The sequence below is a fragment of the Thioclava indica genome (genome assembly GCF_000714545.1).
Classification (GTDB): Bacteria; Pseudomonadota; Alphaproteobacteria; order Rhodobacterales; family Rhodobacteraceae; genus Thioclava; species Thioclava indica.
This window is the reverse complement of the sequence record NZ_AUNB01000013.1, coordinates 52,379-69,281: the sequence shown is the minus strand read 5'-3', so window position 1 is coordinate 69,281 and position 16,903 is coordinate 52,379. Positions and strand designations below refer to the sequence as shown.

Below are 16,903 nucleotides of genomic sequence, written 5' to 3'. Positions count from 1 at the left end.
TAGATCTGGAACCAGAACGGCGCGTTGGTATTCTCGGCCACGTCCTCAATCGAGCAGATCGACATCGTCGAGAGCGTAAAGGGCACGCCGAATTTCTCGGCTGCTTTCGCTGCCTTGATCTCACCATCCGCACGCTGCATTCCGGTCAGGCCGACGGGCGCGAGCGCCACCGGCATCGCCCGGCTTTCCCCCAGCATCGGGGCCGCCGTCGAGCGCCCGGTCATATCCACCGCGACCTTCTGATTGAGCCGGATTTTCGCAAAATCGGTGGTGTTCTCGCGGAAGGTCTGCTCGGTATACGACCCGCTTTCGGCGTAGTCGTAAAACATCTTCGGCGTGCGGCGTTTGTGCAGCCGCTTGAGATCATCAATGCAGGTGATGACGGGCATGGTATCCTCCCCCGGTTCGGTCAATTTTCTTTACCAATGATGGGGGAGGTTCGCAATCGCCTTACACGCACGCGTGTCGCTTCTCGGTCAAGACACGCGAGCCGAAGGGGGCGATGCGCAGACCTTGTTGCGGCGGCGCGACGTGGCAAGTGGCCGCGCCATGCCGTGGTTCAGGCGGAATGCGCGCCTTTGGCCAAGCTCGCGACGAAATCAAGCACATCAGACACGGGTTTGCCTAGGCTGATTTCTTTGACGATGGCCGACCCCACAACGCAGCCATCGGCCACGCTTGCGATGGTTTGGGCGGCCTCGGGCGTGGTGATGCCAAAGCCCACGATGACGGGCAGATCGGTTTGTGCTTTGATCCGCGCGACCTCGGGGCCGACTTCGCCTGCTTGCGCGGCTTGCGCGCCCGTGATCCCGGTGACCGAGACGTAATAGACGAACCCCGAGGTATTTTGCAGCACTTTGGGCAGGCGCGCATCATCGGTAGTCGGTGTCGCCAGCCGGATAAAGTTGATGCCAGCGGCCTGCGCGGGCAGGCACAATTCGCTGTCCTCCTCGGGGGGCAAGTCAACCACGATCAGACCGTCGATGCCCGCCGCTTTCGCATCGCTCAGGAAACGCTCGACGCCCCGGCTATAGATCGGGTTGTAATAGCCCATCAACACAATCGGCGTGCTGTCATCGGTTTTGCGAAACGCCGCCGCCATATCAAGCGTCTTTTGCAAGGTCTGCCCGCCATCCAAAGCGCGCTGGCCTGCCAACTGGATCGTCGGGCCATCGGCCATCGGGTCGGTAAACGGAACGCCCAGCTCGATGATGTCAACGCCCGCTTCCGGCAGCCCCTTCATCACCTCAAACGAGGTTTCCAGATCGGGATCGCCCGCCATAATGTAGGACACAAAGGCTTTCCTGCCCTGTTTTTTCAGTGCGGCGAATTTGGCGTCAATGCGAGTCATGGCGTCCCTCCGGTCATTCCCAACGCGGTTTGCGCTATGAGGGCGGGAAAATCAATGGCTCTGCGCGTCTGGCTTGCGCAAAGGCCGGGCAATGAATAAGAAGCGCCAAGCCGCAATCAGGAGGGCGCAATGGGTTTCAAGATGGGTATCGTGGGGTTGCCGAATGTCGGCAAATCGACCCTGTTCAACGCGCTGACCAAGACGGCGGCTGCGCAGGCCGCCAATTTTCCCTTCTGCACGATTGAGCCTAATGTCGGCGAGGTCGCTGTGCCCGATGAGCGGCTGGAAAAGCTGGCCGCGATCTCAGGCTCGAAAGAGATTATCCCCACGCGCATGACCTTTGTCGATATCGCCGGTCTGGTGAAAGGCGCGTCTAAGGGCGAAGGTCTGGGCAACCAGTTTCTCGCCAATATCCGCGAAGTTGATGCGATTGCCCATGTGCTGCGCTGCTTTGAAGACGGCGATGTGACCCATGTCGAGGGGCGCGTCGATCCGGTGGCCGATGCCGAGACCATCGAAACGGAATTGATGATCGCCGATCTCGAAAGCCTTGAGAAACGCCTTGCCAATCTCGCGCGCAAGATCAAGTCGGGTGACAAGGATGCCAAAGACGCCGCGCGCCTTCTGGAACAGGCGAAAGAGGCGCTAGAGGCAGGCCACCCGGCGCGCACGGTTGAGGTGTCTGACGATGACCGCAAAGCGTGGGATATGCTGCAATTGCTGACCGCCAAGCCGGTGCTGTTTGTGTGCAACGTCGAAGAAGAAAACGCCTCTAAGGGCAATTCCAAATCCGATGCGGTGGCGAAAATGGCGGCTGCGCAGGGCGCGGGTACGGTGGTGATTTCGGCCAAGATCGAAGAAGAAATCTCGCAGCTTGATGCTGAGGAAGCCGAAATGTTTCTGGGCGAGATGGGGCTTGAAGAGGCCGGTCTCGACCGTCTGATCCGCGCGGGCTACGAGTTGCTGGGCTTGCAAACCTATTTCACCGTCGGCCCGAAAGAGGCGCGCGCCTGGACGATCCGCAAGGGCACATTGGCCCCCGCAGCCGCCGGCGTGATCCACGGCGATTTCGAGCGCGGCTTCATCCGCTCCGAAACCGTGGGCTATGAGGACTACATCGCTCACAAGGGCGAGTCGGGCGCTAAAGAGGCGGGCAAATTCCGCGTCGAGGGCAAGACCTACGAGGTCAAAGACGGCGACGTGCTGCATTTCCTGTTCAACGCGTAAGGTTGATTAAGGTGTAAGGGCGCGCGGGGTTACTTTTTCGCCCCCGCGCTGACGTCTTCGACCGCGTCGAGATCCACCATTTGCCAGGCCATGCGGGCGTTACGGAAAAGCCGCTTGTCCTTATCGGGGTAATCAGCAACGTCATGGGCAAGCCGCTGGCCGATCACGAGCAGGCGCAAAACCTCTGTGCCTGTATTCAGGATGGTATGCGCCGCGCCGCCCGCACGATAGCCGATGAAATCGCCCGGCCCGATTGGCTCGCGCGCTTCGCCGATCCGGGCGGTGGCATGACCTGACAGCACGAAAATCGCCTCATCCTCATGAAAATGGCGGTGAAATTCGGTGCTCTCGCAGCCCGGCATCACTTCGATGATATGCACCCCGATCCCTGTAAGGCCGGTCGCATCGCCAAGGCTCTTGTTGATCCGTTGCGCGTTGGAATTGAGGAAATGGGTCTTGGCCAACCCTTCCATGGCGGCGATCTCTCCGGCGCGGATCAGATATCGGTCTTCGCTCATCCCGCCCCCCCTTCCTCTTGATAAAAATATCCCCGCCGGAGGCTCCGCCCTCTCAATCCGCGATCCGCGCGAGTATAGCCGAAACATCGGTCCCCGCCATTGCCCCGGTGGTGCGCCCTGCCTCCCCTGCCAGCCGCGTCGCCACGAACGCATCTGCCACAGCGGGCGGCGCATGGCGGATCAGCAGCGAGGCGCTGAGCAATAGCGCAAGACGTTCGGCAAACCAACGCGCCTCAGACTCCGGGGGCAGGGCGGGCCAGCGTTCGGTATGTGTTTTCAATGCGGCGTCATAGCGTGGATCGGTCCCGCTCGCGGCGATCAGTTCGGCGCGCAAGACATCGCCCGCCAGCGGCTCGCGCGCCAATGTGCGCAAAATATCAAGGCAGATCACATTGCCCGAGCCTTCCCAAATCCCGTTCAGCGGCGCCTCGCGATAGAGCATCGGCATCACGCTATCCTCGACGTAACCACTGCCGCCCAGCACCTCCATCGCCTCGTAAGTCACCACAGGGCAGCGTTTGTTGCTGAGATATTTCGCCAAGGCCACACCGATGCGCGCAAAAGCCCGGTCCTCGGGCGTCGTGCCATCAAAGGCGCGTGCCACGCGTAGACCCAGCGCCAATGCGCTCTCCCAATCCAGCGCCAGATCAGCCAGTACCGCCCGCATCAAGGGTTGGTCGATCAGGCGGCGCTGAAACGCGGCGCGGTGGGTCGCCCAGTGATGCGCCTCACCAATCGCGGCGCGCATCAGTCCGGCGGGGGCGATTGCGGTATCGAGCCGCGTGTGGTGGACCATTTCGATAATGGTGGGAATGCCGCGGCCTTCCTCGCCCAGCAGATAAGCCGCCGCCCCTTCGTATTCGATTTCAGCCGAGGCATTGGCGCGATTGCCCAGCTTATCCTTGAGGCGTTGAATACGGATCGCGTTGCCCGTGCTCTCCAACCAGCGCGGCACCAGAAAGCAGCTGAGGCCCGCTTCGGTTTGCGCCAACGTTAAAAAACCGTCCGACATCGGCGCGGAACAAAACCACTTATGCCCCGTCAGCCGATAGTGATGGCCAGTCTTTTCGGCGCGCGTAGTATTAGCCCGCACATCAGAGCCGCCCTGCTTTTCCGTCATCGCCATGCCCAGCGTGACGCCTGTCTTTTCTGTCACGGGCAACACGCGCGGATCGTAGCGGCGTGACGTGAGCTTGGGCTGCCAGATCGCGGCCAGATCAGGGTTGGCGACCAGCGCAGGGTAGGCGGCATAGCTCATCGTCATCGGGCAGCAGGTGGAGGGTTCAACCTGCGAGGCCAGATAGACCATCGCGGCGTGGGTGGCATGGCCGCCCGACGCACCCTCCCAAGCGATGGCGCTATATCCCGCTTCGATCCCGGCTTGCGAAAACCGATGATAGGCAGGGTGAAAGCGCACCTCATCCAGCCTGCGCCCGCCCGCATCGAAAAGCCGCAACTCGGGCGAATGACGATTGGCGTCACGCGCGGCCTCGCGCATTTCGGTTTTGCCAAGGGTTCGGCCAAAATCCACAAGCCCATCTGGCTGGCCCCCTTCGCGTGCGACGGCCTCGCGCAGTGGTAGATCGGTCCCCCACAGATCCAGATCGCCGCGCGCAGGCGGCTGGTTTTCGACGTGATGTGTGGGCAGGTCGGCGCGGGGGGCGGGCGTGGTCATGGCGAATTCCTCCTACCCGAAAGATAGGGCGCACGCGGGGCTGAGGCGAGTAAAACACATGTATAGGGCTTTTCAACGCGCGCGGCACGCCTAGATCATGGCTCAAAGGGAGAGCAATCATGAGCAAATGGCAAAAATCCGAAGCGGCGCTGGCGGCACTGACCCCCGAGCAATTCCGCGTCACCCAGCAAAACGGCACCGAGCGCCCCTTTACGGGCGAATATAACGACATCGACGCGCGCGGGATCTATGTCGATCTGGTCTCGGGCGAGCCGCTTTTCGCCTCATCAACCAAGTTTGACGCGGGCTGCGGCTGGCCGTCGTTCACCAAGCCGCTGGTGTCCGATCACGTTGTCGAGCTGCGCGATGCCTCGCTTGGCATGGTGCGCACCGAGGTGCGTTCCAAGAATGGCGACAGCCATCTGGGCCATGTCTTTCCCGACGGGCCGCGCGATCAGGGCGGTTTGCGTTATTGCATCAACTCCGCCTCGCTGCGGTTTGTCCCGCTCGAAGACATGGAGGCCGAGGGCTATGGCGATCTGATCGATCAAGTCGAGTAGGGCCGGGCCTTTACCTTCGTAAGGCGCAGTGGCAGGGTCGCGCGGAACAAAAAGAAGGGACGCGGGAATGCGCAAACTCGAACTTGGCCGCAGCGGGATCATGGTGTCGGAAATCTGCCTCGGGTCGATGACCTGGGGCACGCAAAACACCGAGGCCGAGGGCCATGCGCAAATCGACCTCGCGCTTGATCGCGGCGTGAACTTCATCGACACCGCCGAGATGTACCCCGTCAACCCGGTGCGCGCCGAGACGGCGGGCGATACCGAGGCGGTGATCGGGACCTATCTGGCCAAACGCGGCAAGCGCGACGATCTGGTGATCGCGAGCAAGATCACCGGCGAGGGCAGTAATGCCGTGCCGGGTGGGCCTGCGATCTCGCCCGCGCGTATTCGTCAAGCTGTGGACAGCTCGCTGCAGCGTCTGCAAAGCGATTACATCGATCTCTATCAGTTTCACTGGCCCAATCGCGGCTCGTATCATTTCCGCAAGTCGTGGCGCTTTGATCCGTCCAAACAGCCGGGCAAAGAGGCTGTGCTGGCGGATATGGAGGCCTGTCTGGCCACGCTCAAGGATCTTGTCGATGAGGGTAAGATCCGCTCTGTGGGCCTGTCGAACGAGACCGCTTGGGGCACCGCGCAATGGCTGGCCTTGGCCGCTGCTGGAAAAGGCCCACGGATGGAGGCGATCCAGAACGAGTATTCGTTGATGTGCCGCTATTACGATCTGGATCTGGGCGAGTTGGGCTATCAGGAACAGGTCACGTTGCTGGCCTATTCGCCGCTGGCGGCGGGTATCCTCAGCGGAAAATATTCCGGCGATACGACGCCCGAGGGGACGCGTCGCGCTTTGAACCAAACGATGGGCGGGCGCGCCAATCCGCGTGCTTTTGATATCGCCGACGCCTATGTGAGCCTTGCGCAAGAGTTCGGGATGAACCCGATCACGATGGCGATTGCTTGGGTGATGAGCCGCCCGTTCCCGGTGATCCCGATCGTCGGGGCGACCTCGCTGGATCAACTGGCACCAAGTCTGGATGCGGCCGACGTCACCCTGCCCAAAGAGCTGCTCGACAAGATTGCAGTGCTGCACCAAGCCATGCCGATGCCTTACTGATGCGCGCGCTTTTCATCATCATGGCCGTGGGACTTGCCTTGACAGGGTGTAAGCCGCTGGAGGGTTTGAGCGGGGCAGATCAAAGTACGCAACTGCCGCTTGTGGGCCAAGAAAAGCAGGATGTCTCTAAATTCAACTGCTTGGCCAAGGGCGGATCCTGGGCGCAGTATCAGGGCGGCTATTTCTGCCAGCACAGGACCAAAGATGGCGGTAAATTCTGTCGTTCTGGCAGCGATTGCGAAGGGGTATGCCTTGCGCGCTCGCAAAGCTGCGCGCCGGTCAAGCCGCTTCAGGGCTGCAATGACATTTTAACCGAGGCGGGCTATCCGATGAACGCATGCGTCAACTGATTTGGGCCTTGATTGGCGTGGCCGCGCTGGCGGGCTGTGCGCCCGAGCCATCGACGAGCAACCTGCGCGATCCCAAAGCGTCGATTTCGTCGGCCTCGCTGTTTAATGCCGCGAAATTTGGCGGCACGTGGCAGGTGGTTGCCAGTGGCGTGCCGGGATGCGCGGGCGCGCAGAAATGGGTTTGGGATGGCACTGGTGGCTATCAGGTCAGCGGCATCGATTGCGCGGGCGTGGCCAAGCCGCTTGCAGATCGCGTTGTGCTGACCGGGCCGGGCGGGCGTCTGGCCGCGCGCACGGGGTTTAACGGTGAGCCGATCTTTGTGATGTGGGTCGATCAGGATTACCGGATAGCGGCGCTGGGCACGCCATCAGGCCGCTGGGGGATGATCCTGTCGCGGCAATCGCCTGCGCGGCCAGATCTGTTGAAGGCGGCGCGCGAGGTGCTGGATTTCAACGGGTATAATCTGGCGAAGGTCTCGCCCTGAGCGCCCCGCCTGCCCATCTTTGGATCTGGGTGACGCTGTTTGCGGCGGGCGTGCAAACGCTGCGTTTCATGTTACAAAAACATCTTGCCGGGGCGCGGCTATCAGTTGGCGGGGCGACGTTTTCGCGGTTCCTGTTCGGCTTTCCGCTTGCGGCGCTGGTGGCTGTCAGCTTCCTGAGTATGACCGCCACGCCTTGGCCGCATCTGAGCGCTGGGTTCTGGGGGTTCGTTCTGGCGGGTGGTGCGGCGCAGGTGGCGGCGACCTTTCTGACGGTTGCCCTGTTCTCGATGCGCAATTTTGCGGTCGGTGTTGCGTTTACCAAGACGGAAACGGTGCAGGTCGCGCTATTCTCTGCCGTTATCCTTGGGGAATGGGTGGGGCCGCTCGGCTGGATTGGCATCCTGATCGGGATGGTCGGTGTGCTGTTGCTGACCAAGCAACCCGGCGCGGCGCGGCTGAACCTGCGCGCGGTGGTTTACGGTATCGGTGCGGGGGCGCTGTTTGGGCTGTCCTCGATCTTCTACCGTGGCGCCACGCTAGAGCTGCAACCGCTGGAATTTTTCGCCCGCGCCATCGTCGCGCTGGCCTGCGCGACCTTTGCGCAAAGCATCGGCATGGGGATTTATCTGCGGTTGCGCGAACCCGGAGAGCTGCGCCGTGTGCTGTCGGCTTGGCGCAGCACGATCTGGGTGGGGATCGCGGGGGTGCTGGGCTCGGCGGGATGGTTCACTGCATTTTCGCTGCAAAACGCGGCTTTCGTGCGCGCGCTGGGGCAGGTCGAGATCGTGTTCACGCTGCTCGCCTCGGTGTTGGTGTTTCACGAGCGGCTGCATCGCCGCGAAGCCATCGGTATCGCGCTGGTCGTGGGCTCGCTGGTGGTGGTCGTGCTGGCGGGGACGCGCTAGGTGGCGATGCGGCGAAACTCGGAGGCGGGGCCGCGATTGTCGAAAAACGGCACGCTGGCGGGCGTGGAAATCGCGTGATCGGTCTGCAAAAGCGCCGAGATTTCGGCCAGAACCACCTCGGTGATGAAGGGCAGATTGAGCGCGCGGGCCTCTGTCAGGGGCACCCAATGCAGATGCGATAGCTCATCGCAGGCGCGCGAGAAATCGTCCGGGTCGCCACAAATTGCGCCCGCATCCACCAAAAAGAACCGCGCATCAAAGCGGCGCGGACGGCCCGGCGGGGTGATCGCGCGAAACACGAAACGCAGATCGGCGGCCGAAGGGGTGAAACCCAGATCGGCAAAACCCTGCCAATCGGCGGGCACATCGCTGGCCCAAGGCGATTTCTGCCCGAGGATCATCCCGGTTTCTTCCCACAATTCACGCAAAGCCGCCGCCGCCAGCGCAGGCGCGATACCAACGGGCGCATCGTCTTCAAGACGCGCGGCATCAGATGCGGGCAGGGACGCGGCGAGCGGAATGCTCCAGTCGCCCGCATCGACCGCGCCACCGGGAAAGACGTATTTCGAGGGCATGAAGGCCGCCCCCGAACCGCGCTGGCCCATTAAGACACGCGCAGGTGCGCCCGCGTCACGGCGTAGCACGATCACGCTGGCGGCATCACGCAGCGCGCTTTTGTCCAGGATGGGGGCGTCAGTCATGCACGATCTCACTTTCACCAAAGCCATGCATCCGGCGCGACCACTGGATCGCGACCATCAGCCCCTTCATGCGCGGTAACAACAGCAACGATAGCACAACCGTGGCCGTGCCAAACAGCGCAATCATCTGCCACGGCTCGGGGCGGTAGGCGATAAAGGCGGCGGCCATCAGCGGCAGCATTAGATGCCCCACAATCAGAATCGTGAGATAGGCCGGGCCATCATCGGCGCGCTGGTGTGACAGGTCTTCATGACAATGCGCGCAGGTGTCGCGCACTTTCAGATAGCCCTCAAGGACGCGCCCCTTGCCACAGGCCGGACAGCGACAGGCCAGCCCGCGCAGCATCGCGCGCCCCATCGGCCTGTCGTCGATAAACGGATCATCACTATACATGCTCACTCTCCCACACTGCACTTTCCCAAGTGCCGCTGGGCACAGTATGGCGCTGATCAACGCGCTTGGAAAGTCTCGCTTGTCGATCACGGATGCGTGAGCGCGCGAGATCGGGCGACGGAAGCGCGCCGATCGCCCGTTTGTCTTGCATCGACGGCAAAAAAGACGCCGCCAAACAGATCCAAATGGAGAGTAAGCAATGAAACTTATGAGCAGAAAAACCATCATCGCAGCGCTTCTGGCAGGCACCAGCCTTGCATTCACATTGCCCGCCGTCGCGCAAGATCAAGCGACGACCACGGATCAGGCAGAAGCTGCAACGCCCGCAACCCCGCCCAAGGCTGGCAAGCGCGCGATGAATAAGGATGGCAAGTTCTTTGGCTTCGACATCACCGAAATTGATACCAATGGCGATGGTTCGATCTCGATTGAAGAGATCCAAGCCAAACGCGCTGCGGATGCCAAGGCGCTTGATGCCAATGGCGACGGCATGATCTCGCAGGATGAGCTGGTCAATTTCCAGATGGCCAAAGAAAAAGCCCGTATCGAGGCGCGCGTGGCACAACGGTTTGCTGCACAAGATGTTAATGGTGACGGAGAATTGTCGGCGGCAGAACTGATGCAACGCCCGCTGCCCATGCAGATGTTTGAGCGCATGGATCGCAACGATGACGGCGTGCTGAGCCCCGACGAGATGCAAGCGGCCCGCAAGATGATGCGTGAGCGTATGGGCGGCAAGCACGAGCGCGGTGGCAAGCATGAGCGTGGCGGCAAACACGAGCGTGGCGGCCACGGCAAGATGGGCAAAGGCGGCCAGATGGGCGATCGTGACGGTCGCGGCGCGCAAAACGGCCCCGATGGCAATAACTGATCTGACTTGGCAGATCGGGTGCCGGGAGCGTCCACACGCTCCCGGCGTTTTGCCATGATTGCGCGAGGGTAAGATCCGCGCTAGGCGTTTGGCGGAATGGATATGGCGCTTGATGCGATGAATGACAGGTCCGACGAAGCTCTGTTAGAGCTGTACGCGGGGGGCGACCCGGCGGCGGCGCGTGCGTTGACGCTTCGGTTGGGGCCACTGGCCTATCGTTTGGCGCTGCGCATGTTGCGCGATGGCGCCGAGGCCGAAGACGTGGCGCAAGAGGCGCTGTTGCGGCTGTGGAAAATCGCACCCGAGTGGCGGGCAGGTGAGGCCAAGGTCTCGACTTGGCTTTATCGGGTCGTCAGCAATCTGGCGACGGATCGGCTGCGCAAGCGGCGTGGCGTTGGTCTTGATGAAGCCCCAGAGGTCGCGGACGACAGCCCCTCGGTGCTGGAAGACATGATGCAACGCGATCGGATGGCGGCGTTGGAGGCTGCCCTGGCGCAACTGCCGGAACGCCAGCGGCTGGCGGTGACGCTGCGACATATTGACGGTTTATCCAATCCCGAGATCGCTGAAGCGATGGAAACTGGGGTCGAGGCCGTAGAAAGTCTGACAGCGCGTGCAAAGCGCGCTTTGGCAAAGCTGCTTTCGGGGCAGCGCGAAGAATTGGGGTTTGGCGATGACTGACAAGAAATTGGGTCGCGAGACAATAGAACGCCACGAGGACGGCATGGTTGAAGCGCTACTGGCGCAGGCCCGTGCCGAAGTGAGCGAGCCGCAACCTGCGTTTCTGGCGCGGGTGATGGAGGATGCGCTGGAGGTGCAGGCGGGCTTTGCGGCCCCTGCATCCGCGCCGCTTTCGCCCAGACGTGCGCGCGGGGCGGGGATCATGCAGGCGCTGCGCTCGGTCTTTGGTGGCTGGGGTGCAATGGGCGGGCTGGTGACGGCGGGCTTGGCCGGAGTGTGGATCGGCTTCATCGGCTCCGAGCAGATGGGAACGCTGACGTCAAGCTACTGGCAAAGCAGCGAAAATTTAGGCACGGTTAATCTGTTGCCGGTGGGCGAGACGCTCGCCTTTGTCGATGATGGAGAGTTCTGATGGCCGAGAGCGGGTCTGGAAATTGCCGTGGGTTGCGCTGGGCGCTGATCGTGTCGGTCACGCTGAATTTGCTGATCGTGGGCGTGATTGCGGGCGGCATCTTGGGGCATGATCGTCACCCGCCGCGCCCTGTCGTGGGCGATGTGAAGCTTGGGGCGTTTACGAATGCGTTGAGCAAAGAGGACCGTGAGGCGCTGCGCGAGGCGGCGCAGAAACGCGGCAACGCGTTTCGCGATATGCGGCGTCAATCGCGCGCGGATATGGCGGCATTGATTAACGCGCTGGAGGCCGATCCGTGGAATCGCACTGAAGTTGAGCAGATATTTGCGCGTCATCAGTCACGCATTTCTAAGCGGGTGCAAATTGGCGACACGCTGATTTTTGAGCGGATTGACGCGATGAGTCCGGCGCAGCGTCAAGAATTCGCCCAGCGTTTGAGTGACGGTGCAAAGCGGTTCGAAAAGCGCAAGGATCGCGGTGATAAAGGGAATCGCAAGGACGCACCGTCCGCGCAAGATGCGCCGAATTGACGCCCCTTTCCTTAGAGTGAGGTGATCTCTCACGACGCACGCCCGGTTTTGCGACCGGGCGTTTCGCGTGATCTCAGGCGGCGGTGCCAGCCCTTGCCACGTTGACCTGATTGCGCCCGGTGGATTTGGCCCCGAGCAACGCGGAATCGGCTTGATCGACCAATTGTTGCGGGGTGTCGCGCGTCGTGCCCCCCAAGGCCAGTCCGACCGAGATCGTCACCGAAATGCCGCGACCGTCATGCAATGGAATAGGGGTGCTTTCGATCACGCGCCGCAACCGTTCTGCGGCTGCGCGGGCCTCAGGCAACGAAGTGTCGGGCATCGCGACCAAGAATTCCTCACCACCGATCCGCGCGATCAGATCGACAGGGCGCAGGTTGCCGCGCAGGCGCGATGCGACCGCTGTCAGCACCTCATCGCCAACGGAGTGACCAAAGGTGTCGTTGACCGATTTGAACCGGTCGAGATCAAGCAACATCACCGCGAAGGGCCGCTTGGTGCGTAGCGCATGTTCGGAAAGCCGCGTCAGATGGGTGCTGGCATAGCGGCGATTGTAAAGCCCGGTGAGCGGGTCGACCATTGCCAGTCGTAACCCTTCATCCAGGGTTTCGCGCTGGCGTTCGAGTGCGTGTTTGCGCTGCAACTGGCGGCGCAGGCGCAGCGCGGTTTCTTGCGCCATGAACGGCGTCGAAAGATTGGTGCTGGCAAGTTCATTCGCCCCCAAATCAAGGGCGGTCGCCTGCGTTTCAACCGCGCTGGGACTGGTGGCGATCACGATCACCGCATTGCGAGTCTCGGCGCGTGAGCGCAGCTCTGACATCAGGCGCAGCCCTTCGCCCGGGCGGGCCAGATCCGCCTCAATCACGAAAATATCGGGCGCGGCGTTACGGGTCGCGCGCGTCAGAGCGTTTTCCTGACCGATCACTTCGATCCTGTCACCCGGCATTTGTTGCACGAGCGCGGTTTTCCAGCGCAACGCCGTGTCAGCCTGCGCGGCAACCATCGCGATGCGCGCGGGGGGGCTAAATTCGCAGCGCGCCTCGGCGAAACCGAGTTCGCGGCAGGTCGCCTCACGCAGGGCGAATTCCGCATCGGTGCCATGTTCGCGCAGCAGGCTGCGCAGGCGCGCGAGCATCAGCAATTCGTTAAACGGCTTGGCCAGAATATCGGTCGCGCCTGCATGCAACAAATTCAGGCGCATTTCGGGCGTCGTATGCGAGGTTACAGCGACGACCGGAATACGCCGCGTTGTGGGGTCGGCGCGCAGCCGTTTTATGACTTCGATCCCGCTCATATCCGGGAGGTCGACATCCAGCAGGACCAGCCCGGGCTGCTCGACAGCCGTGAGAGCAAGCGCCTCTGCTCCGGAAGCGGCCTGACATGTCGTGTATCGCGCGCCCGAAAGCATAGCTTTGAGCACGATACGATTCGTGGACACGTCATCTACGATGAGAATGGATCCCGCCATGGGCTCCTCTGCTATAAACCAAGACTGTTCGCCAGTTGCTTTAAGATATAGAGCAAAGAGTTAACAAAGCGTTTCGGATAAATTTGAGAGGCCAAATATGCGGCAAGAAACCGCCCATGTGCTTGCAATTCGCGCTCTGGCTTGGCTGGTCTCGCAAGAGTCGTTGATTGACGGATTTCTCGCCCATACCGGGGCATCGCAGGATGATCTGCGTGCGCAGGCGGGCGATCCTGATTTTTTATGCGGTGTGCTTGATTATATTTTGTTGAATGATCAGTGGGTGCTCGATTGCGCCGCCGATCTTGAGGTCATCCCCGAAGATGTGCCCGGCGCACGCATGGTTTTGGGGCGTGGCGATCAGCGGCACTGGACCTGAGCAGACAGAGCGGGCAGTCTGCGCGCAAACCGGGCCAAGGACGGTCGGGAATGGCGTGTCCCGCGCAGAACGCGGGTCGAGGAGGCAAGGCGATGAACGCACCGGAAGTTCAGGCGATCCTGTTTGACAAGGACGGAACCCTATTCGATTTCGACGCGACTTGGGGGGTGTGGGCGCGCGCTCAGCTTGGCGATCTGGCGCGGGACGCGGGGCATCTACGTGCGATGGCCGATGCGATTTCTTTTGATTATGAGCAGGCGCGGTTTGACCCCGCCTCGCCGGTGATTGCAGGCACGGTGGCGCAAGCGGCTGATTTGCTGTTGCCACATTTGCCGGGACGCGAGCGTGCCGAGCTGATTGCCGCGTTGGATCAGGCCGCCCGAGACGTGCCTTTGGTCGCGCCCGTGCCGCTGGCTCCGTTCCTGAGCGATCTGCGCGCGCAAGGCTTGCGGTTGGGGATTTGCACCAATGACGCCGAGGCCACTGCGCGCGCGCATGCCAGCATGGCCGGCGTGCTTGAGCTGTTCGACGCAATTATCGGTTACGATAGCGGGCATGGCGCAAAGCCGACGCCGCGACCGTTGCTGGCCTTTGCCGATCGGTTGGGGCTGGACCCGGCCACGGTGGTCATGGTGGGCGACAGTTTGCATGATCTGCGGGCTGCGCGCGCTGCGGGCATGTATGCGGTGGCGGTGTTGACCGGTCCGGCCGAGCGTGCCGAACTGGCCCCCGAGGCCGATGTTGTGCTGGCCAATATCGGCGACTTGCCGGGATGGTTGGCGCGGATCAATTCAGGAGGCTGCAATGCATAGTCGTTTACAGCATATCCTTTTCGGTGCTTTGGCGGGGCTATTTTATTGGGCGCTGCAAGAGGGCGATCTTGTCACTGGCCCGCTGGGGCTGCGCGGTGTTTTTGCGATCACGGTCGCGGGCATGGTGTTTTTCGGAACCGGTCTGGCGATGCTGGGCGAGATTGGCGCGCGCAAGGCGGGGTTTGCCGCAGTCTTGATCGCGATCCCGACCACGGTTTTGGGATGGTGGTCTGCAGGGGCGTTTGATCCTGCCCAAGATCTGTTGGGGCAGATGGATTTTGGAGTGCTGGCGCTGTTTGTGCTGGCCACGGTGCCGATGCCGTTCGCGATGGTGATCGCACAGCAGGGCCGCGGCGCTTGGGCGGATTACCCTGCGCTGTTCACCCATACGTGGAACATCGTGGTGCGCTATGGCGCGGCTTGGCTGTTTCTCGCTTTGGTGTGGCTGTTGCTCTATCTGTCCTCGCAGTTGCTGCAAAGCGTTGGCATTGACTGGTTGCGACAGCTCTTTCGGCTGGATTGGCTGGCGCTGGGTCTTTCGGGGGCGGTTCTGGGGCTTGGTCTGGCGGTGGTGACCGAGCTGGAAGAGATGATCTCTCCCTTCCTTTTGTTGCGGCTGCTGCGGCTTTTGCTGCCGGTGGTGATGGTCGTGGTGATCGTGTTCCTGCTGGGCTTGATGCTGAATGCGGGCGCGATTGATGCTGTCGGGTTTTCCCATGCGACGACCCTGATCGTGATTTCGATAGCGGCGATTACGCTGGTGTCTGTCGCCGTGGAGCGCGAAGATTTCGAGGCGGTTGCAGCCCCGATCTTGCGGATTTCGACGTTGGGATTGGCGCTGATTTTGCCGGTGCTTGCAGCTGTAAGCGCGTGGTCGGCTTGGCTTACGGTGGCCGAGCTTGGCTGGACGCCTGCGCGTGTGGCGCAATGGACGTTGATCATTTTGATTGCGGGCTATGGGATCGGTTACGCTGCGTCGGTGCTGCGCGGGCATGGCTGGATGGCGCGCGTGCGCCGTGTCAATATCGCGATGGCGCTGGGCTTGCTGGCGCTGGCGGTGGCGTGGTTGACGCCGTTGATCAATGCCAACGCCATTGCCACAAAATCCCAGATCGCGCGCTATGAGGGCGGCCTGACCGAGCCTGCGCGTTTACCGCTTTATGCGATGGCGCAGAGTTGGGGCAAGCCGGGCCAAGACGGGATCGCGACATTGCGCGCGCATGCGGCGAATGATCCGGCGCTTGCCAAGGCGCTGGCGTCGGTGCGCGTGGATGGCGAAGTTGTGCCGCCCACGTCCAGCGATGCGCGTCTGGCCGATTTGCGCGCGCAGATCGCACAGCCCTCCGGTGCCGCTCCGATCCCGAACGCGCTTTTGCAAGTGATCGAGCGGGAGAGCAACGTGCCCCTGTCTGACCTTTGCGCGCCGCGTGCATCAGCAAAGCCGACCTGCGCCTTGGTGATGGCCGATCTACGCCCCGATCTTGCGGGAGATGAGGCCGTCATGGTGCGCGATGACGGGTCTTACACGCCGATGCGGTTTTACTATCTGAGCAACGGTCAATGGGTGAATGGCGGTGCTATGCGCGCGGTTTCCGGTGGTGATGGCGCGATTGGCTTGGTGATTGCAGCGATTGCGAAGGGGCAGTTCGAGATCGTGCCAAGCGGCATTTCGGGGGTGCAGGCAGGGGGGCAAATTCTGGTGCCCAGTTTGCGCTAATGGCACCTGTCTTGGGGGATTTTTAACTTCAAGCGTTTAGCGTGGTGCCCTTGGAGGTGCCATGCTGGGTCTGGTGAATCGCTCGATACAGAATTTTCTGACCGATACTTTCGGTGAGAGGATTTGGTACGCCGTTGCTTGCAAGGCAGGGGTTTCCCCCGAGGGGTTCGAGCCGATGCTCAGCTATGAGGATGCGCTGACCGATCGCCTGTTGGATGTGGCCTGCGAGACATTGGATCGGCGGCTTTTTGATTTTCTCGAAGACCTTGGCACTTACTTGAGCACCCGAGAACCCGTGCGTCGCTTGCTGCGCTATGGCGGGCGCGATTACGTTGATTTTCTGCGCTCTCTCAATGAGTTGCAGGGGAGAACACAGTTGGCGCTTGAGGATCTCAAGCTGCCTGAGCTGACATTACGAGGCTTGGGAGTTGGGCGATATACGCTAAGCGTGATTGGTGCGCCGCCGGGCTGGGGTGCGGTGTTTGCGGGGGTATTGCGCGCGATGGCCGATGATTACGGCGCCTTGGTGCTGATTGAGCTAAATGAACATACCGAAGATGGTCCGGCGGGAGAGGCGATTGCAGTGCAGCTTCTGGATTCCTTTCATGCAAGCGGGCGGTCCTTTGACCTGTCAGATGCGGCGGGGGCAGAGATGTGAACGAGTTTCATCGACGACCTGACGCATCGCAGCTTGGCGCGCGCACGGCTTCGCAGGGTCAAATCGCGATACCGGCCAAATCTGAGCAAGAATTCTTG

Annotated in this window: 21 protein-coding genes; 14 read left to right on the top strand and 7 right to left on the bottom strand. The window is 61.6% G+C overall.

The features are described 5' to 3' along the window. On the bottom strand, positions 1-389 hold a 389-nt coding region (locus DT23_RS04885; RefSeq protein WP_038128850.1), incomplete at its 3' end, for an alpha-hydroxy acid oxidase. A gap of 170 nt (positions 390-559) precedes the next feature. Further along, complete coding sequence (gene trpA, locus DT23_RS04880; protein ID WP_038128849.1) at positions 560-1,351, bottom strand: tryptophan synthase subunit alpha; 792 nt, start codon at positions 1,349-1,351, stop codon at positions 560-562. 129 nt (positions 1,352-1,480) lie between these two features. Between trpA and ychF the strand changes: the two genes are divergently transcribed. Then, positions 1,481-2,578, top strand: coding sequence for a redox-regulated ATPase YchF (gene ychF, locus DT23_RS04875; RefSeq protein WP_038128848.1), 1,098 nt, complete (start codon positions 1,481-1,483; stop codon positions 2,576-2,578). Positions 2,579-2,607: 29 nt separating this feature from the next. On the opposite strand, the gene DT23_RS04870 is transcribed toward ychF, so the two are convergent. Further along, entirely contained in the window at positions 2,608-3,096 is a 489-nt protein-coding gene (locus tag DT23_RS04870) for a cupin domain-containing protein (RefSeq protein ID WP_038128846.1), read from the bottom strand. 52 nt (positions 3,097-3,148) lie between these two features. Further along, positions 3,149-4,771 carry an acyl-CoA dehydrogenase family protein gene (locus DT23_RS04865; protein WP_038128843.1) on the bottom strand — a complete coding sequence of 541 codons (1,623 nt, stop codon included), beginning with the start codon at positions 4,769-4,771 and terminating at the stop codon, positions 3,149-3,151. Between the two features lie 119 nt (positions 4,772-4,890). On the opposite strand from DT23_RS04865, the gene msrB reads away from it, so the two are divergent. From msrB to DT23_RS04840, 5 genes are all read left to right on the top strand, one after another. Beyond that, a complete protein-coding gene (gene msrB, locus DT23_RS04860) occupies positions 4,891-5,331 on the top strand; it encodes a peptide-methionine (R)-S-oxide reductase MsrB (protein WP_038128841.1) in 441 nt (146 codons plus the stop codon). Positions 5,332-5,398: 67 nt separating this feature from the next. After that, positions 5,399-6,445, top strand: a complete 1,047-nt coding sequence (locus DT23_RS04855) for an aldo/keto reductase (RefSeq protein WP_038128837.1) — start codon at positions 5,399-5,401, stop codon at positions 6,443-6,445. Beyond that, positions 6,445-6,795 (top strand): hypothetical protein, encoded by a 351-nt coding sequence (locus DT23_RS04850; protein WP_038128836.1) that lies wholly within the window; start codon positions 6,445-6,447, stop codon positions 6,793-6,795. Before DT23_RS04855 ends, DT23_RS04850 begins: the two co-directional genes overlap by 1 nt. Next, positions 6,783-7,280: a hypothetical protein gene (locus DT23_RS04845; RefSeq protein WP_038128834.1), complete on the top strand. Its 498-nt coding sequence runs from the start codon at positions 6,783-6,785 to the stop codon at positions 7,278-7,280. The genes DT23_RS04850 and DT23_RS04845 overlap by 13 nt, the downstream gene beginning before the upstream one ends. A gap of 29 nt (positions 7,281-7,309) precedes the next feature. Beyond that, entirely contained in the window at positions 7,310-8,185 is an 876-nt protein-coding gene (locus DT23_RS04840) for a DMT family transporter (protein ID WP_240473543.1), read from the top strand. Here DT23_RS04840 and DT23_RS04835 read toward each other — a convergent pair. Further along, positions 8,182-8,886, bottom strand: a complete 705-nt coding sequence (locus tag DT23_RS04835) for an NUDIX hydrolase (RefSeq protein ID WP_038128829.1) — start codon at positions 8,884-8,886, stop codon at positions 8,182-8,184. The two genes, DT23_RS04840 and DT23_RS04835, sit on opposite strands and share 4 nt — an antisense overlap. Then, positions 8,879-9,280, bottom strand: coding sequence for a DUF983 domain-containing protein (locus DT23_RS04830; RefSeq protein ID WP_156023859.1), 402 nt, complete (start codon positions 9,278-9,280; stop codon positions 8,879-8,881). The genes DT23_RS04835 and DT23_RS04830 overlap by 8 nt, the downstream gene beginning before the upstream one ends. Before the next feature lie 199 nt (positions 9,281-9,479). Between DT23_RS04830 and DT23_RS18420 the strand changes: the two genes are divergently transcribed. From DT23_RS18420 to DT23_RS04810, 4 genes are all read left to right on the top strand, one after another. Further along, positions 9,480-10,151, top strand: a complete 672-nt coding sequence (locus DT23_RS18420) for an EF-hand domain-containing protein (RefSeq protein ID WP_051697049.1) — start codon at positions 9,480-9,482, stop codon at positions 10,149-10,151. Positions 10,152-10,247: 96 nt separating this feature from the next. Beyond that, positions 10,248-10,832 carry an RNA polymerase sigma factor gene (locus DT23_RS04820; protein ID WP_038128827.1) on the top strand — a complete coding sequence of 195 codons (585 nt, stop codon included), beginning with the start codon at positions 10,248-10,250 and terminating at the stop codon, positions 10,830-10,832. After that, entirely contained in the window at positions 10,825-11,244 is a 420-nt protein-coding gene (locus DT23_RS18415; RefSeq protein ID WP_051697048.1) for a hypothetical protein, read from the top strand. Before DT23_RS04820 ends, DT23_RS18415 begins: the two co-directional genes overlap by 8 nt. After that, positions 11,244-11,774: a periplasmic heavy metal sensor gene (locus DT23_RS04810; RefSeq protein ID WP_038128826.1), complete on the top strand. Its 531-nt coding sequence runs from the start codon at positions 11,244-11,246 to the stop codon at positions 11,772-11,774. Before DT23_RS18415 ends, DT23_RS04810 begins: the two co-directional genes overlap by 1 nt. Positions 11,775-11,847: 73 nt before the next feature. Here the strand turns inward: DT23_RS04810 and DT23_RS04805 are convergent, their stop codons facing one another. Further along, a complete protein-coding gene (locus tag DT23_RS04805) occupies positions 11,848-13,242 on the bottom strand; it encodes a diguanylate cyclase (protein ID WP_038128825.1) in 1,395 nt (464 codons plus the stop codon). Positions 13,243-13,339: 97 nt separating this feature from the next. On the opposite strand from DT23_RS04805, the gene DT23_RS04800 reads away from it, so the two are divergent. The 4 genes from DT23_RS04800 to DT23_RS04785 all read left to right on the top strand — a co-directional run bounded on the left by DT23_RS04800 (position 13,340) and on the right by DT23_RS04785 (position 16,805). Next, the gene (locus tag DT23_RS04800) at positions 13,340-13,618 is read left to right on the top strand and encodes a DUF3572 domain-containing protein (protein ID WP_038128824.1); all 279 of its coding nucleotides are present in this window, start codon (positions 13,340-13,342) and stop codon (positions 13,616-13,618) included. A gap of 92 nt (positions 13,619-13,710) precedes the next feature. Next, the gene (locus DT23_RS04795) at positions 13,711-14,430 is read left to right on the top strand and encodes an HAD family hydrolase (RefSeq protein ID WP_038128821.1); all 720 of its coding nucleotides are present in this window, start codon (positions 13,711-13,713) and stop codon (positions 14,428-14,430) included. Next, positions 14,423-16,147 carry a DUF4153 domain-containing protein gene (locus tag DT23_RS04790; protein ID WP_051697047.1) on the top strand — a complete coding sequence of 575 codons (1,725 nt, stop codon included), beginning with the start codon at positions 14,423-14,425 and terminating at the stop codon, positions 16,145-16,147. Before DT23_RS04795 ends, DT23_RS04790 begins: the two co-directional genes overlap by 8 nt. Before the next feature lie 61 nt (positions 16,148-16,208). After that, a complete protein-coding gene (locus DT23_RS04785) occupies positions 16,209-16,805 on the top strand; it encodes a heme NO-binding domain-containing protein (RefSeq protein WP_038128819.1) in 597 nt (198 codons plus the stop codon). Positions 16,806-16,903 lie beyond the last annotated feature (98 nt).

What these genes read in the sequence shown, in the direction of transcription:
- msrB (WP_038128841.1), top strand. Translation starts at nt 4,891, where the DNA reads ATGAGCAAATGGCAAAAATCCGAAGCGGCGCTGGCGGCACTGACCCCC.
- DT23_RS18420 (WP_051697049.1), top strand. Translation starts at nt 9,480, where the DNA reads ATGAAACTTATGAGCAGAAAAACCATCATCGCAGCGCTTCTGGCAGGC.
- DT23_RS04805 (WP_038128825.1), bottom strand. Translation starts at nt 13,242, where the DNA reads ATGGCGGGATCCATTCTCATCGTAGATGACGTGTCCACGAATCGTATC.
- DT23_RS04795 (WP_038128821.1), top strand. Translation starts at nt 13,711, where the DNA reads ATGAACGCACCGGAAGTTCAGGCGATCCTGTTTGACAAGGACGGAACC.
- DT23_RS04820 (WP_038128827.1), top strand. Translation starts at nt 10,248, where the DNA reads ATGGATATGGCGCTTGATGCGATGAATGACAGGTCCGACGAAGCTCTG.
- DT23_RS04790 (WP_051697047.1), top strand. Translation starts at nt 14,423, where the DNA reads ATGCATAGTCGTTTACAGCATATCCTTTTCGGTGCTTTGGCGGGGCTA.
- DT23_RS04870 (WP_038128846.1), bottom strand. Translation starts at nt 3,096, where the DNA reads ATGAGCGAAGACCGATATCTGATCCGCGCCGGAGAGATCGCCGCCATG.
- DT23_RS04850 (WP_038128836.1), top strand. Translation starts at nt 6,445, where the DNA reads ATGCGCGCGCTTTTCATCATCATGGCCGTGGGACTTGCCTTGACAGGG.
- DT23_RS04865 (WP_038128843.1), bottom strand. Translation starts at nt 4,771, where the DNA reads ATGACCACGCCCGCCCCCCGCGCCGACCTGCCCACACATCACGTCGAA.
- DT23_RS04830 (WP_156023859.1), bottom strand. Translation starts at nt 9,280, where the DNA reads ATGTATAGTGATGATCCGTTTATCGACGACAGGCCGATGGGGCGCGCG.
- trpA (WP_038128849.1), bottom strand. Translation starts at nt 1,351, where the DNA reads ATGACTCGCATTGACGCCAAATTCGCCGCACTGAAAAAACAGGGCAGG.
- DT23_RS04855 (WP_038128837.1), top strand. Translation starts at nt 5,399, where the DNA reads ATGCGCAAACTCGAACTTGGCCGCAGCGGGATCATGGTGTCGGAAATC.
- ychF (WP_038128848.1), top strand. Translation starts at nt 1,481, where the DNA reads ATGGGTTTCAAGATGGGTATCGTGGGGTTGCCGAATGTCGGCAAATCG.
- DT23_RS18415 (WP_051697048.1), top strand. Translation starts at nt 10,825, where the DNA reads ATGACTGACAAGAAATTGGGTCGCGAGACAATAGAACGCCACGAGGAC.
- DT23_RS04800 (WP_038128824.1), top strand. Translation starts at nt 13,340, where the DNA reads ATGCGGCAAGAAACCGCCCATGTGCTTGCAATTCGCGCTCTGGCTTGG.
- DT23_RS04835 (WP_038128829.1), bottom strand. Translation starts at nt 8,886, where the DNA reads ATGACTGACGCCCCCATCCTGGACAAAAGCGCGCTGCGTGATGCCGCC.
- DT23_RS04785 (WP_038128819.1), top strand. Translation starts at nt 16,209, where the DNA reads ATGCTGGGTCTGGTGAATCGCTCGATACAGAATTTTCTGACCGATACT.
- DT23_RS04810 (WP_038128826.1), top strand. Translation starts at nt 11,244, where the DNA reads ATGGCCGAGAGCGGGTCTGGAAATTGCCGTGGGTTGCGCTGGGCGCTG.
- DT23_RS04845 (WP_038128834.1), top strand. Translation starts at nt 6,783, where the DNA reads ATGCGTCAACTGATTTGGGCCTTGATTGGCGTGGCCGCGCTGGCGGGC.